16 protein-coding genes and 1 pseudogene are annotated in these 14,038 nt (G+C 50.4%); 13 read left to right on the top strand and 4 right to left on the bottom strand.

Translation table 11 applies throughout. The features are described from left to right. Positions 1–93 precede the first annotated feature (93 nt). The 10 genes and pseudogenes from M1P90_RS05840 to M1P90_RS05795 all read left to right on the top strand — a co-directional run bounded on the left by M1P90_RS05840 (position 94) and on the right by M1P90_RS05795 (position 8,275). Positions 94–1,221, top strand: coding sequence for a transposase (locus M1P90_RS05840; RefSeq protein ID WP_483700943.1), 1,128 nt, complete (start codon positions 94–96; stop codon positions 1,219–1,221). A gap of 174 nt (positions 1,222–1,395) precedes the next feature. Further along, entirely contained in the window at positions 1,396–1,665 is a 270-nt protein-coding gene (locus M1P90_RS05835; RefSeq protein ID WP_483701708.1) for a hypothetical protein, read from the top strand. A 139-nt stretch (positions 1,666–1,804) separates the two neighbouring features. Then, positions 1,805–2,785 carry an alpha/beta hydrolase gene (locus M1P90_RS05830; protein ID WP_483701707.1) on the top strand — a complete coding sequence of 327 codons (981 nt, stop codon included), beginning with the start codon at positions 1,805–1,807 and terminating at the stop codon, positions 2,783–2,785. Between the two features lie 394 nt (positions 2,786–3,179). Beyond that, on the top strand, positions 3,180–4,061 hold the full coding sequence (locus tag M1P90_RS05825; RefSeq protein WP_483701706.1) for a hypothetical protein: 882 nt from the start codon (positions 3,180–3,182) through the stop codon (positions 4,059–4,061). Between the two features lie 36 nt (positions 4,062–4,097). After that, a pseudogene (locus M1P90_RS05820) lies at positions 4,098–5,313 on the top strand (IS701 family transposase). Positions 5,314–5,664: 351 nt separating this feature from the next. Further along, the gene (locus M1P90_RS05815) at positions 5,665–5,895 is read left to right on the top strand and encodes a DUF433 domain-containing protein (RefSeq protein ID WP_483701705.1); all 231 of its coding nucleotides are present in this window, start codon (positions 5,665–5,667) and stop codon (positions 5,893–5,895) included. Next, a complete protein-coding gene (locus tag M1P90_RS05810; protein WP_483701704.1) occupies positions 5,892–6,239 on the top strand; it encodes a DUF5615 family PIN-like protein in 348 nt (115 codons plus the stop codon). Before M1P90_RS05815 ends, M1P90_RS05810 begins: the two co-directional genes overlap by 4 nt. Before the next feature lie 250 nt (positions 6,240–6,489). Further along, the gene (locus tag M1P90_RS05805; RefSeq protein ID WP_483701703.1) at positions 6,490–7,332 is read left to right on the top strand and encodes an alpha/beta hydrolase; all 843 of its coding nucleotides are present in this window, start codon (positions 6,490–6,492) and stop codon (positions 7,330–7,332) included. A gap of 302 nt (positions 7,333–7,634) precedes the next feature. Then, a complete protein-coding gene (locus M1P90_RS05800) occupies positions 7,635–7,907 on the top strand; it encodes a hypothetical protein (RefSeq protein WP_483701702.1) in 273 nt (90 codons plus the stop codon). After that, a complete protein-coding gene (locus tag M1P90_RS05795; protein WP_483701701.1) occupies positions 7,907–8,275 on the top strand; it encodes a type II toxin-antitoxin system VapC family toxin in 369 nt (122 codons plus the stop codon). The genes M1P90_RS05800 and M1P90_RS05795 overlap by 1 nt, the downstream gene beginning before the upstream one ends. Before the next feature lie 139 nt (positions 8,276–8,414). On the opposite strand, the gene M1P90_RS05790 is transcribed toward M1P90_RS05795, so the two are convergent. From M1P90_RS05790 to M1P90_RS05780, 3 genes are read right to left on the bottom strand one after another with little or no spacing between them, the layout of a single operon-like run. Then, the gene (locus M1P90_RS05790) at positions 8,415–8,624 is read right to left on the bottom strand and encodes a hypothetical protein (protein ID WP_483701700.1); all 210 of its coding nucleotides are present in this window, start codon (positions 8,622–8,624) and stop codon (positions 8,415–8,417) included. Between the two features lie 52 nt (positions 8,625–8,676). Then, positions 8,677–9,045: a hypothetical protein gene (locus M1P90_RS05785; protein ID WP_483701699.1), complete on the bottom strand. Its 369-nt coding sequence runs from the start codon at positions 9,043–9,045 to the stop codon at positions 8,677–8,679. Continuing rightward, complete coding sequence (locus M1P90_RS05780) at positions 9,042–9,368, bottom strand: PadR family transcriptional regulator (protein ID WP_483701698.1); 327 nt, start codon at positions 9,366–9,368, stop codon at positions 9,042–9,044. The genes M1P90_RS05785 and M1P90_RS05780 overlap by 4 nt, the downstream gene beginning before the upstream one ends. Positions 9,369–11,436: 2,068 nt before the next feature. On the opposite strand from M1P90_RS05780, the gene M1P90_RS05775 reads away from it, so the two are divergent. Next, the gene (locus M1P90_RS05775; RefSeq protein ID WP_483701697.1) at positions 11,437–11,757 is read left to right on the top strand and encodes a hypothetical protein; all 321 of its coding nucleotides are present in this window, start codon (positions 11,437–11,439) and stop codon (positions 11,755–11,757) included. 163 nt (positions 11,758–11,920) lie between these two features. On the opposite strand, the gene M1P90_RS05770 is transcribed toward M1P90_RS05775, so the two are convergent. Beyond that, complete coding sequence (locus M1P90_RS05770; protein WP_483701696.1) at positions 11,921–12,130, bottom strand: hypothetical protein; 210 nt, start codon at positions 12,128–12,130, stop codon at positions 11,921–11,923. A gap of 294 nt (positions 12,131–12,424) precedes the next feature. Between M1P90_RS05770 and M1P90_RS05765 the strand changes: the two genes are divergently transcribed. Both M1P90_RS05765 and M1P90_RS05760 read left to right on the top strand, forming a co-directional pair. Beyond that, positions 12,425–12,913, top strand: coding sequence for a cupin domain-containing protein (locus M1P90_RS05765; RefSeq protein WP_483701695.1), 489 nt, complete (start codon positions 12,425–12,427; stop codon positions 12,911–12,913). Between the two features lie 279 nt (positions 12,914–13,192). Further along, positions 13,193–13,756 carry a hypothetical protein gene (locus tag M1P90_RS05760; protein ID WP_483701694.1) on the top strand — a complete coding sequence of 188 codons (564 nt, stop codon included), beginning with the start codon at positions 13,193–13,195 and terminating at the stop codon, positions 13,754–13,756. Positions 13,757–14,038 lie beyond the last annotated feature (282 nt).

The raw sequence follows: 14,038 nt of genomic DNA, 5'->3' as shown, positions 1-14,038 counted from the left end.
TACCATACAGAACACATGTTCAAAAAGCTGATACGCGCCACTTCTGGTATGCTTGTCCTTGCTGACGACCGTTTCCAGTCAGGAGAAGCTCCCATGAGCGACACGTATCGGCGCTATCGTGCCATAAAAGACGGGATTATGCAATTCTATCACCCGCGTCCTCACGGCCATCGCGAAAAGCATCTCAACACCTTGGCTGCCTTGATCTGTGGCTTGGTCGGCGGTCGACACGCCCACCTCTCGCTTTGCGCCGATCACGCACCTACTGGCCGCATCAAGCAAGAAAGTCTGATTGAACGCTTTCGCCGCTGGCTCAAACACGAGCGCCACACCATCGACGGCTGGTTCTCTCCAGTTGCTCGGGAATTGCTCGCCACGCTGGCCAAACAGCCACTCCATCTGGTGATGGATGGCAGTGTGGTCGGACGCGGCTGCATTGCCCTGATGCTGAGTGTGGTCTATCACGGGCGCGCGTTGCCGCTCTGCTGGCTGGTGGTGCAAGGGAGCAAAGGCCATTTTCCTGAACACCTGCATTGTGAACTGCTCTCCCAAGTCAACGCACTCGTGCCTGATGATGCCACCGTGATCTTCTTGGGCGATGGCGAGTTTGATGGCATTGAACTGCAGGCGCAACTCCAGAGCTACGGCTGGCAGTATGTCTGCCGAACCGCCGCAAACATCCTGGTGACCTGCTATGGTGTGAGGTTTCACCTCAGCGCGCTTGAGCCAGCACCAGGCGAGTATCTGGCAGTCAGTCCCGCCGCAATGACGGCGAAACAGTATGGTCCGCTGAGCCTTCTGGCGCTCTGGGACGCGCAGGAGCAGGACGCACTGTATCTCGTCACAAACCTGGCAGATTTGGACGAGGCGGCACGGCTCTACAAAAAGCGAGCGCATATCGAGACCTTCTTTTCTGATCAGAAAAGTCGCGGGTTTCATATCGATAAAAGCCATCTCTCAGAACCAGCGCGGCTTAGTCGCTTCTTGATCGCCTCGTGCTTGGCATATATCTGGATGGTGTATTTGGGCGTGTGTGCGTTGCAAGACGGCTGGATGAAACTGCTGCATCGTGCGGATCGGTGTGATCTCAGTTTGTTTCGGCTGGGAGTGCGGCTGCTTGCTCGCTGTCTCAAGGAAGAGCGACCGATACCCGATGGGTTTCTGGTTCCCTCAGAGCTGCCTGTCACCCTCGTCCGCACATTTCACAAGCCTGCCGTCTAGCCCTGATTTTCTGTATGGTAGTGAAAGGAACGAATCGAGCGTGGGATGAAGGCCCGTTGTGCCGCGTGATACCGTCAGCGCTTGCTCAACCCTGCGTGGTACGAGCGCCCGCCGTATGCTGATTGTGGTTCCAGTCAATGGTTGCCGCAAAGGAGCGTGGTACGAAGGTTCGTGGTGCTGAACGTGATTTTGGCCAGCGTTTTCTCAACCCTGCGTGGTACAAACGCTCGTGGTGCTGAGGTGATTCCAGGCAGCGTGGTTCAGCCGAGCGCAGCTGCTCGTGTCGCATTAACGCCGGCTGCTCATGCTTCAACTCGGCTGTTTATCAACGCTCGCGCCCAACACGGCGTTGCAGTTGACCGCTTCGCGCGCGAGATCGTCGTTTTTGAGGAGGTTTGTGCTGCGCTCGCGGCAACTGAACGCCAACCCGTTAGGCCGCTTTAAATCAACCCTCAACAAGATCATTTGTTCTAATAGTATATTAGACTTTATCCCGATTTGTGGTATACTTTGTCTTCTTTCTCGGGAGAGGTGTCTATGGCTATATTGTGCTGTCAATTAAAAATGGAAGAAAGGACTATTGATGAAAAAGGTGATAAAGATAATTCTAATTATACTACTGATTCTTGTGTTGCTGATCATAGGCGGTATCTTGGTTATGTTTGGCGTTATGAATAACAGAAATGAGAACTATTATAAGTACGCAACCCCGGCAGGAGAGATTGAAAAGAACTATACGGCATTGGGAGAGCACGAGGTATCATATAAAGAGTATGACGCAAACGATGAAATAATCGGAAAATATGCAGTGTGGTATCCCGATGATTTGAAAAGTAGTGATAACAAATATCCTGTTGTAATATTTGCAAACGGGACGGGAAGCACTTCCTCTACGTATAAAGCGTTCTTGGAGCATTTATCATCGTGGGGATTTATTGCAATCGGAAATGATGATAAAAACACCAGAACTGGTGCTTCATTAGAGAAGACAATAGAATTCCTAATTCAAGAAAACGAAAACAAAGACAGCATTTTTTATCATAAAATTGATTTAGACAATATTGGAATTGGCGGACATTCCCAAGGTGGACCGGCAGTATTTAATATGGTAGCAAATCAAGAGCATGGCTATATGATAAAGGCTTTGTATGCAGCAAGTGCAACCTCATCTTATCATACAAGGGTTATGGGTGACCAATGGGAATATGATATTTCAAAGGTAAGTATACCAGTATTTTTAACAGCAGGGACAGGTAATTGGGATGCCGGTAACGCTACAAGTAAAGACCAGGTTGTTGATGATAAAAATGGCGTAGCACAAGGCATTGCCCCACTATGGTCATTGCAGGAAAATTATAATATGCTGCCAGCAACAACAGATAAAGTCATTGCTAGAAAGAAAAATGTAGACCATGGGGATTCATACATACAATTTGACGGGTATATGACAGCTTGGTTCATGTATTATCTGCAAAACAACAACGAAGCAGGAAAGGCATTTTCTGTTGATGGAGAATTATCTACCAACAATTTATACCAAGATGTTCAAACAAATATAAAATAACATACATTGAGACCATGAATCCTATAAGCATTATCGTACAAAGTGCAAAACGCAGTCATAAGAGAATGTTCTACCAGCAAGCATTACGGTTAGCGCATTCTCTATTTTGAACATGATAAATAAGGTTACATAAGCATGATCCTGATGCCTCAAAGCCGCAATTTGCAGCGGCCTAACAATCCCATGTAGTGGACAGGCTGGATCGGGGCGATTTTGGTGGTTCTACTGCGGTACAAGCTACTACCGATCTATGTCATCTGCCTCGCAGCCTGCCACTAATGGGGGACGTTGGACGGCAAGCACTCCTCAGCTTAATTCACATACCATGTAACTTCGAGTGATCTCTTGCGTACAATAAGATAAAATTCAGCGTAACACAGGAGAGCTACAAGATATGAGCGAACTATCTGACTCAAAGGACAACCAAGCCATCTCCGAATCTCATTGGAAAAAAAGGTTTGATATCTTCGCTTCTATTATTGGCTTCATAGTAGATTCTAAAGAATTAATCTCGATGATCACCTCTTCTATTATGTCTAGTATTGCTCTGGTTTCACTGATTTGGTCTACAAAAAATACTGCACAAATTCCGACATTCCTTTTTACTAATATTACGATACCACCTATTTACCTCTTTGCTATCTGGTTTCTTAGCCTATATTCCTTTTATGGGTTTCTACGTTCACTTTGGTCGAAGAAAAAAGAACATAATGAATTCGACAACAGATTTTTAGGTTTTGTACTAAACGATTTAATTCTCAACTTTCGCATTCCCATACTTTCTATATTTACCGTTGCCTTCGGGTTTATCTGGTCTATACTTGGATATAATATTATTTTTGAGTTGGGAGGTTCAGAGATAACATGGGTGTTTATAGTTGTGCTCATCATATATGCTATTTATAAATCTTTTGCGCTTCGCGAAAAACAGAAAGCCGAAGTGATTGCAAAGAGTGTTGAGGATAACTGGGAAAAATGGGACGATGCAATCAACAAATTGTTCATAAAGAATTGGCATGTTAAACGAGACGACTTGGAAAGCTTGGCGCATTACTTTGCTCTACCGGTTCATAATGCAATGTACTCTGATGTGTTTGATATTGTTTTATCTAAATATGAGGAATTGCACCGCGAGGAAGCAATATACCGTTATGTATATACTAAAGATCGACGCATTCCTTTACTTTATGACAAAAATTCATCAGGAAATTTCTATGCATTGCCTGTATTAACTGGACTTTTGCAGATTTGCGGCAACAAGCTTCTGAGCATATGATCAGGCGAGCGTTGGTCTACCAGTTGGGAGGCACAGGTGCCAGCAATTGTCGCGATACCACAGGTGGTCGAGGAACTGCTGGTCCAGTTCGCCGACCTGTTTCCAAATGAGCCTTCACGCCGCCACTTTGCCGAATACCTGACCGGGCTGTTTGTAGCGGAGCACAAGACCGTGAGCGGTATCACGCGAGAGTTTGCCGCCCCACCCGACCAATCCACTCTCAATCGATGGTTGACTGAAGCGCCCTGGGATGTCCAGCGCATCAACGCGCACCGGCTCGAATGGCTTCAACAGGACGCTGCAACGCGCTATCGTCACGACGGCGTTATCGCGATCGATAACACTTTGATAGATCATGACGGCAAACTGATAGAGGATGTCGGCTATTTCTGGGACCATGCCGACAAACGCCACCTGATCGCCCACGATTACCTGTTTGCCAACTACGTCAACCCGAGTGGGAAGCATTATCCGCTCGATTTCCGGCGCTTCCGCAAGCGCGAGCAGTGCGACGACGAGCGCCCGTTCAAGAATCACACCGACCTCGCTAAGGAACTGATCGATTGGGTTGTCGCTGAGGACATACCGGGCGACTTCACCTTCGACAGTTACTTCACCAACGCGCCAATTATGAACACCCTCCACGCCAAAGGTCGCAGCTACATCGGTGATTTGAAAGCCAACCGAGTGATTGTAGTCAGCGGGAAGCAGACCAGCGTGACTGAGTGGGTCAAAACGCTCACGCCGCTTGTTCGCACCAAGTTTACGGTCGGCGGTCACACGCAATGGTAGCTTCACCAAGTCCGTTCGTCTGCCCAATGTCAACCACCCAGTGCGTATTCTGGTGTTGTGGTCAGAAGCAGAAGCTGCGACGCCACGCAAGATCCTGATCAGCAACCGAACCCAGTGGGAAGCTCATCGCATTTTGAAGGTCTACAAAAAGCGCTGGACAGGGACGGAGACCTTTCATCGGGACGGGAAGCAGCATTTGGGCATGGGCGAGTGTCAGCTCAGGGACGGGATGGGCCAGACCAGGCACATGCACCTCGTCGTCCTGGCGTACACGGCTCTGATGCGCCAATTGAAGCATGATCGTGCCTTCGAATGGGCTCACACACGCCTGATGACCATTGGCGAGTCCTGTCGCACCATCGCTCGCGAGACCTTGGGCAAAACGCTTGCTTGGGCCATCGAACAATCGCACCAAGGCATGACTCTGTCCGATATCAAGCTCCGTTTGGCTTTACCCTGAGCTTTCGCCTATTTCTGCAAAACCTTAGTATTAATATCCCTAAGAAAATTTCCTACTGATAAGTATTACTTTAGCACGGAGCGAAAACACTCAGAATACGCTTCGTACTGGAGATAATTTTTGTGCAAATATGGTACAACGCTTTGAATAACCGTCCAACACGGCGTTGCAGTTGACCGCTTCGCGCGCAAGATCGCCCGTTTTTGATAGAAATCTGACAGCGCGCTCGCGGCAACTGAACGCCAACCCGTTGGACGCTGCCATCACTGTGCGACCACGAGTATGGTACAATCACATTATCTCGTCACGTTCAAGCACCCCACTCGGCGCAGCGATTTGAGAGGCATTCGTATGGACAAGTCTTACCGTTCCATTATTACTATTAATCCAAATATCCGAAGTGGTAAGCCGACCATTCGTGGTCTCCGCTATACTGTCTATGATGTCCTATCTTATCTGGCCGCTGGAATGTCAATTCCAGAAATTCTTGAGGATTTTCCTGATTTGACCGAGGAAGATATTCACGCCTGCCTGAGTTTTGCCGCCGATCGCGATCATCAGATCCTTGTAGCTGCCGCATGAAACTGCTCTTCGATCATCACCTTTCACGAAAGCTCGTCGGACGACTGGATGATCTTTTTCCAGCTTCAAGCCATGTTGTCTTCCATGGGCTTTTCAATGCCGAAGATGATGCTATTTGGAGGTTTGCAGGTCAGCAAGACTACACCATTGTCACCAAAGATCTGGACTTCAATGACCTGAGCGCCCTACGGGGTGCGCCACCAAAAGTAATTTGGATCCGTATTGGGAATTGTACAACTACAGAAGTGGAAGTTCTACTTCGCCGACACGCGCCCGCAATTGGCCAGTTCCTTTCCAACACAAGCGAACGTCTGCTCGAAATTATTCCAATGCCACCACGATAATCTCAACTGTAGAGACATATTATCCTTGCACCGCAATAAGCATGAATTAAACAGCAGCGTCCAACACGGCGTTGCAGTTGACCGCTTCGCGCGCGAGATCGTGCGTTTTTGATAGAAGCCTGTGCAGCGCGCTCGCGGCAACTGAACGCCAACCCGTTGGGTTGCCTTCGGTGCTTCACCAGTGACCGCCCCTGTCACATCTGCCTGCTACACTCTCCGCATTCACTTCCTGCGCATAAAGGAGCTTCTCATGCAGACTTGCGAAGAATTAGTCTATACCCAAAGCGAAGATGGCTTACTACTCGCTGGCGTCTGTATCACTCCTCCTCAGCCATCCTCATTCCCTCCGATCACACTCCTCTGGATCCACGGCAACACCGGCACATTTTATGATTGGCCATACATCACTATTGGTCGCGCACTCGTCAGACAGGGATTTGCATTCCTGAGCTGCAACACGCGTGGTCATGATATTTCTGCCACGCTCTATCATCTTCCTGATGACATCCCTTATGCCGGTGGCAGCGCCTGGGAACGCATCGAAGACGCGCCAGCCGATCTCGCTGCCTGGGTGAACGTTGCCGCAGAACGCGGAAGCCAGAAGATCGTTTTGATCGGTCATAGCCATGGAGCAACCAAAACGCTCTTCTATCAAGCCCAACGCGCTGATCCTCGGGTACGTGCAATCATTCTGGCTTCGCCTGAAGTACATGGACACTGGACCGACAGCTTGCTCACGGCACAAGAGTTGGTCGCTGCAGGGCAACCAACAACCCTTCTCACGCTGTTTGCCGACGAGCCTTGGTATCAGCTTTCCGCGCGCACGCTCGTCAGTCGCGCACAGGCGCTTGAGCAAGCGTATAGCAACACACGCGGTCCATCCTATCTCAGCACAATCACTACCCCTATCCTCGCGTTTTACGGAACCGGTGGCGATGTTGGCGGAGAAGCAGAGCTTGCGTTTCTTCGCCAGACAGCACACCAATCACAGTACATCGATGGGAAACTGATTGATGGCGCGGATCATGTGTATACCGGATATGAAGCACAGCTTGCCAGCCTGATTGCACGCTGGGTTGCCGATATAGTGTAGACAGTGTAGGGCTGTACACGACCAGCAACCCAACACGCGCTTGCAGCGGACGCCGCTTCGCGTCGAGCGAGATCGGGCGTTTTTCAAGTGCCAGTATCTGCTACAATGGTGCAGCCATCAATCGGTGGCGGCGCCGCTAAAGCGCAACCCGTTGGACCTTGCCGCATCTCTATCCATACGAGATTACCTTTATGCGCATTGAGTACAACCGCTGCCGCGTTTTCCTCCCATTATTTTCCTCTTCATCCTAATCCCTGTATAATATAGTCACTGTTTGTTTCGCTTTGGGAAGGATGATATCTATGCTACACACATATAAAGCAATCTTACGAGGAAACCGATTAGAGTGGAGCGATACTCCACCTGCCGACCTTGGTTCCGAGCAGCCGGTTGCAGTCCATGTAACTATTTTGGAGCCATCAGACCACATCTCGCAATCTCTCCACACAGGGGCAGCAATGGCAACCATTTTGGAGCAACTTGCGCAATCAGAAACGTTCGCTGAGATAGACGATCCGAGTGTATGGGAACGTGAACAGCGTGAAGAACGCCATTTACCAGAACGAGCCGCCTGATGCTGATTGATAGCAATATCATTATCTATGCCGCTCAGCCCCAATATACAGCGCTGCGGCAACTCATCATCGATAGGAACCCGGCTGTGTCAGCAGTCAGTTACGTGGAAGTTTTGGGATACCATAAGCTCACCGAACAAGATCGGCAGCTTCTGGAAGCATTTTTCAACACGGCGCCGATTCTCGCTGTGACACAACCAGTGCTCGATCAAGCAGTCAAACTACGCCAACTCCGTAAGATGACCTTGGGTGATGCATTAATTGCTGGTACAGCGCTCGCACATAACCTGACACTTGTGACCCGTAACACCTCAGATTTTATCTGGATTGCTGGTTTAACGCTGCTCAATCCGTTTGAACAGAGCTAATTTCCTCAAAACATTCGAAAGCACGGTCCAACACGGCGTTGCAGTTGACCGCTTCGCGCGCAAGATCGCTCGTTTTTAATAGAATCCTGCGCAGCGCGCTCACGGCAACTGAACGCCAACCCGTTGGGCCGGCACCCGATCAGCCGCTTCCCGCAAAAATGCCGTTTTGCGTGACTCGTGATTGACTCACCAGTTGAAGTTTCGACGCACGCGACTCACAATTCAGCGACCATCGGCGAAATAGACGAATCCAAGTCGTGATGGCGGTCGTTTCACCAATAGCACGAATCACTTGCGCAAAAGCCGCTCCTGGCCGATAATAGGTGCTGTCGGATTCGTTCACTTTCATGTTGGGCTGCTTCTCTAATCTAACTCTGGCACCCAGCAGATAGATTTTCAGATTAAATTGCTTTTTTACATCGAATGTAATATGCAAGAATGAAGCCGCTGCACAGCAGCCCCACACCAATAATTGCTAAAATATCTATATTAAATACGAGGAAAACAGAATGAATAATGCTACGAAGAACTAGCAATACACCAATCCAAAGAAGAAGCACTATTTGTTGCTCGCGCCGATATATCCAGTTTGCCATTGCATTCCTCCTTATCGATTGTGCAGCAGTATACCAATGCGCATCTAATGCGCCCATTAGGATATCAGCAAGCAACCATATTGTAAGTGGTTGTAGTTCTAAAAGCTCCAAGAATTCTTCTTCATAACGATGCCGCCATGTATGAGGATACAAGCGAATGAGTATTTGCTTCATGATGAGGATAATCGTTGTAATCCAGTACGTGTCATCTGCTGCAATCGTACGACATGTGATGTGATAACACGGCGACCAAGATCAGTGAGTTGATAGGGTCGCCGCCGTTCTGTTAGTGGCAAAGGTATAATCAATCCTTGATGCTCTAAACGCGAAATAGCTCCATACAGCGTGCCTGCTCCAAGGCGAGTTGTACTAAACTCTGCAATGTCCTCTATCATTAGGTAGCCATGCTTTGGTCCGTCGGATAAGCTTATTAGGATCAGCAGGGCAGGCTCAACAAAACGACCAAAGCTGGAAAAGGCATCAGGATCATCGTCCATTTGATTGCATCCACTAGTACACATAACGATATATCAGCAAACGTAATAATAGCAGAAGATTAAGTGGAAGTCAAGCAACAAAAGGCAGTAAGGCAGTGATGTAGTTCGCACACATAAACGGCGACGATACGCATTAGGACGGTTTGAAATAGAAGCACCCCAACACGCGCTTGCAGCGGACGCCGCTTCGCGTCGAGCAAGATCGTGCCTTTTTCAGCGTCAGTTTCTGCTACAATGTGACAGCCGTCAATCGGTGGCGGCGCCGCTAAAGCGCAACCCGTTGGGCGTCTTTCGTTTCTCAGGTTGTCTTGATCTCACAGGTCGCTTTCTGTCTTTTCGCCAAAAGAACGCAGTGCAACCACGAAGGAGCGAATCGAGCGTGGGATGAATGCCCGTTGTGCCACGTGATTCTGTGTCGCGTTTTCTCAACCCCGCGTGGTACGAGCGCCCGTTATGCTGGCGTGGTTTCGTTCAACGCCTGGTTCACACCAGTGTGATTCGAAAGCTCGTTATGCCGCGTTGTTCCAGTCAGCGCTTTCTCAACCCTGCGTGGTATGGGCGCTCGTTGTGCTGAATGTGATTCCGGTCAACGTGATTCCGCCGAGCGCAGCTGCTCGTGTCGCATCAACGCTGGCCGAACATGCTTCAGCTTGGCTGTCTATCGAGGCTCACGCCCAACACGCGCTTGCAGCGGACGCCGCTTCGCGTCGAGCGAGATCGGGCGTTTTTCAGCGTCAGTTTCTGCTACAATGGTGTTGCTATCAATCGGGGCGGCGCCGCTAAAGCGCAACCCGTTGGGCGCGCCTCGTTTCTAAAGTTGTCTCGATCTCGCAGGTCGCTTGCTGTCTTTTTAGCAAAAGAGTGCTGTGCAGCCACGAAGGAACGAATCGAGCGTGGGATGAACGCCCGTTGTGCCGCGTGATTCCAGTCAGCGCTTGCTCAACCCCGCGTGGTGCGAATGCTCGTTGTGCTGGCGTGGTTTCAGTCAACGATTTGCGCACCTGAACGTGATACGAAAGCTCGTTGTGCCACGTGGTTCCGTGTCGCGCTTTCTCAACCCCGCGTGGTATGGGCGCTCGTTTTGCTGAATGTGATTCCGGTCAACGTGGTTCTGCCGGGCGCAGCTGCTTGTGTCGCATCAACGTCGGCGTCTCATGCTTCCACTCGGCTGTTTATCAAAGCTCACGCCCAACACGCGCTTGCAGCGGACGCCGCTTCGCGTCGTGCGAGATCGTGCGTTTTTCAAATGACAGTATTTGCTACAATGTGGTTGCCATTTATTGCGGCGGCGCCGCTAAAGCGCAACCCGTTGGGCGTGTCTCGTTTCGCAGGTTGTCTTGATCTCACAGGTCGCTTGCTGTCTTTTTGGCAGAAGAACGCAGTGCCGCCACGAAGGAACGAATCGAGCATTGGATGAACGCCCGTTGTGCCGCGTGATTCTGTCAACGCTTTCTCAACCCCGCGTGGTACAACTGCCCGTTATGCTGCCGTGGTTCCGTTCAACGTTTGGCGCGCTTTATCGTGATACAAATGCTCGTTATGCCACGTGGTTCCGGGTCGCGTGATCTCAACCCTGCGTGGTGCGAGCGCCCGTTGTGCTGAATGTGGTTCCGGTCAGCGTAGTTCAGCCGAGCGCAGCTGCTCGTGTCGCTTTAAGGTCTGTGGCTCATGCTTCAGTTTGGCTTTCTATCAGTGCTCACGCCCAACACGCGCTTGCAGCGGACGCCGCTTCGCGTCGAGCGAGATCGTGCCTTTTTCAGCGCCAGTGTCTGCTACAATGTGCTTGCCATTTAATGCGGCGGCGCCGCTAAAGCGCAACCCGTTGGGCCGGCAACTTCATCGAGCTTGTGGCAGCTACAATTCTGTCAGGCTCAGGGCTTCATTTACGTTTGTACGACGCATCAGATGAAACGCAAGGTCATGGTGTATATGATCTACGAGAATAGCACGTGGTATACTGGAAGGGGAGGCCGCCTACCTATTCACTGTTCAGATGCGCTCCATCAGATGCACATTAAGCTATATGGTGCTGCTCTAACGTCTGTTCGACGCCGAAGGAAAGCAAATAATGATAATGACGACCTTCCGACTTTTAAGCGGTAGTTTTTTGATTGTGCTTGGCCTTGTCCAAATCGTTGGGACATTTTGGCATCCAGTTAGCCGCTATCTCGTTATTCATAGACAACTTGCTGAGATTAGTGACCAGCGTAAACGACAACGGGTGCGCCTTGGCTGGCTTGCCCAAGCCATGGCGTTTATCCTTATTGGCACCACATTCATCTTGAGCCGTTTACTCACAGATAGTACTCTATTGGTCATCGCACTCCTTGCTGCGGTGCTTGCGCATGTTCCGCTCATCTTTCGGCTGATCTACGCAGAAAGTTGGTGACAGAAGTGCGTACCCATGTTTCCATTCCAATGCAAAAAAACGAGTTGCCGCCCAACACGGCGTTGCAGTTGACCGCTTCGCGCGCAAGATCGCCTGTTTTTCACAAAGCCCTGAGCAGCGCGCTCGCGGCAACTGAACGCCAACCCGTTGGGCCGGCACCCGATCAGCCGCTTCCCGCAAAAAGGCCGTTTTGCGTGACTCGTGATCGAATCACCAGTTGAAGTTTCGACGCACGCGACTCACAATCCAGCGACCATTGGCGAAATAGACGAATCCAAGTCGTGATGGCGGTCGTTTCACCAATAGCACGAATCACTTGCGCAAAAGCCGCTCCTGGCCGATAATAGGTGCTGTCGGATTCGTTCACTTTCATGTTGGGCCGCTACCGCTCGACCCCTTTACAGTCAATCATGTGCCTGAGCTTCACCTAGGATGCTGCGTCACCTGAGCGATAGTATCACGCCGTGGGACTACTCCACCATACTCGTATCAGCGTGATCGGCGATATGGCGAGATAGTTCACACATGTTCGCCAAGTTCATCGCATAACTAATCGTCAATCCATCATAGTTTGCTGTCTGAGATAGGCTATCTCATCTTGACACGGGTTGTAGAGTAAACTAGCATTCGTTATCTATTCGTGTCCTGTAGAACTAGGGAGAAAGTCATGTCTACTCCAGAAGATCAAGCCATTGCTGTCGCGCCGGACGCAGGCACTAGAACGTGGTTGTTAGGCGATACATACACTCTGAAGCTTTCTGGTGCGCAGACTGGTGGTGCTTTCGCGCTTCTCGAAGCAATCGTCCCTCTGGGCGGCGGTCCACCACCGCATATTCACTACGCTGAGGATGAGACCTTCATTATCCTAGAAGGCGAGATCGTGTTCACCACAGATGCTGGCGCGATCGCAGCGCCAACAGGAACAGTTGTGCATGTACCAAAAGGGACGAAGCATTCGTATGCAACGGTTGGCTCGGTGCCGGTGCGCATGCTCTTCCTGTATGTCCCAGCAGGAATGGAAGCGATGTTTGATGAGATTGGCACTCCAGCGCAATCAGGCATTGCTGCACCGCCTTCTAGCCCAGCGGATGTGGCAAAACTCCTCGCGGTGGCTGAGAAATACAACTTTGCCGTGATTCCGCCCGAGAGTGTGTGAACAACTTGCGTGAGGACGACTTTGTAATCTGGTGACAGGAATGGGCAGTAACCACGGTTGAAAGTCAGGAAGTGCCTGCGGCCCAACATGCGCATGCAGCAGACCGCCTTCGGCGCGCGAGATCGATGCTATTTTAGCGCCTTCTGGTGCCGCGCGCCTTGTCGGCGGCTGATGCGCAACCCGTTGGACGGCGGCCATCAACACCACTCTGAACAAGGTGCAGTATTGTCATTCATCTATTCTCTTTCTCTGTAACTCGAAGGGTCGGCAAGTCGTATAATGGGACAGAGCGACGTCATCAATACAGCAGAGCAAATCATGACCGCCTCCCACCCAGCTGCAACCGGCGAGACGTGTACAATCTATCACGAACCCCAGGTATTTAACCAAGTTGCCGTGTACATTGTGGCACTGCTCGTACCACTCTTTGCGCTGATTCCAATTGTCGCGATACGCAATGATCTCAAGCAACAAGGCGTTATTTCCACAGGAACAATCACGATCTCGCTTGTTCTTCTGCTCGTTATTCTGATTGCATTCTGGGTCGCGCGACACCTGAAAAGAACCGCATATTTGATGCTGTCCCCCAAAGGGCTCGAATACTATGGCCCTGGGATAACCATCAAGACGACTTGGAGCAATGTCCAAGAAATCACGCATGGCAGTGGGTTGCCATCACTGCTATTACACCGGCCTGCTGCAACCTACATCAGTCCGCTGCATCAACGCGATCTGTATACGACGCGTCGTATACCGCTCTTTATCTTTCAATATTCCGACCAGAGTGCGTTAGCGCATGATCTCCGACGATTTGCGCCGCAACTCTTTACAAAACCTGCCTAGCGCTCTGCAACTATGAGCCGCCGTCCAACACGGCGTTGCAGTTGACCGCTTCGCGCGCAAGATCGCGCCTTTTTTGAGAGAAGCCTGAGCAGAGCGCTCGCGGCAACTGAACGCCAACCCGTTGGGCGTCCATTCATTTCATCAATGCCTTCTGGACTGATAGCGCATGCATGTCCGGCTCGCATTCTTCGTCACGTTTTTGAACGCCTATTTTCTCTCAACGCAACGTATACCGTCACAATGAGGTTTTCTCACTCCATACCCGCTTCAACCCAATCGCGT

Source organism: Kouleothrix sp. 19917, assembly GCF_057073505.1.
This window is presented reverse-complemented; position numbering and strand designations above follow the sequence as displayed.

Excerpts from the sequence above, each read along its gene's own strand:
- M1P90_RS05840 (WP_483700943.1), top strand. The coding sequence starts at position 94 with ATGAGCGACACGTATCGGCGCTATCGTGCCATAAAAGACGGGATTATG.
- M1P90_RS05830 (WP_483701707.1), top strand. The coding sequence starts at position 1,805 with ATGAAAAAGGTGATAAAGATAATTCTAATTATACTACTGATTCTTGTG.
- M1P90_RS05825 (WP_483701706.1), top strand. The coding sequence starts at position 3,180 with ATGAGCGAACTATCTGACTCAAAGGACAACCAAGCCATCTCCGAATCT.
- M1P90_RS05815 (WP_483701705.1), top strand. The coding sequence starts at position 5,665 with ATGGACAAGTCTTACCGTTCCATTATTACTATTAATCCAAATATCCGA.
- M1P90_RS05810 (WP_483701704.1), top strand. The coding sequence starts at position 5,892 with ATGAAACTGCTCTTCGATCATCACCTTTCACGAAAGCTCGTCGGACGA.
- M1P90_RS05805 (WP_483701703.1), top strand. The coding sequence starts at position 6,490 with ATGCAGACTTGCGAAGAATTAGTCTATACCCAAAGCGAAGATGGCTTA.
- M1P90_RS05800 (WP_483701702.1), top strand. The coding sequence starts at position 7,635 with ATGCTACACACATATAAAGCAATCTTACGAGGAAACCGATTAGAGTGG.
- M1P90_RS05795 (WP_483701701.1), top strand. The coding sequence starts at position 7,907 with ATGCTGATTGATAGCAATATCATTATCTATGCCGCTCAGCCCCAATAT.
- M1P90_RS05790 (WP_483701700.1), bottom strand. The coding sequence starts at position 8,624 with ATGAAAGTGAACGAATCCGACAGCACCTATTATCGGCCAGGAGCGGCT.
- M1P90_RS05785 (WP_483701699.1), bottom strand. The coding sequence starts at position 9,045 with ATGAAGCAAATACTCATTCGCTTGTATCCTCATACATGGCGGCATCGT.
- M1P90_RS05780 (WP_483701698.1), bottom strand. The coding sequence starts at position 9,368 with ATGGACGATGATCCTGATGCCTTTTCCAGCTTTGGTCGTTTTGTTGAG.
- M1P90_RS05775 (WP_483701697.1), top strand. The coding sequence starts at position 11,437 with ATGATAATGACGACCTTCCGACTTTTAAGCGGTAGTTTTTTGATTGTG.
- M1P90_RS05770 (WP_483701696.1), bottom strand. The coding sequence starts at position 12,130 with ATGAAAGTGAACGAATCCGACAGCACCTATTATCGGCCAGGAGCGGCT.
- M1P90_RS05765 (WP_483701695.1), top strand. The coding sequence starts at position 12,425 with ATGTCTACTCCAGAAGATCAAGCCATTGCTGTCGCGCCGGACGCAGGC.
- M1P90_RS05760 (WP_483701694.1), top strand. The coding sequence starts at position 13,193 with ATGGGACAGAGCGACGTCATCAATACAGCAGAGCAAATCATGACCGCC.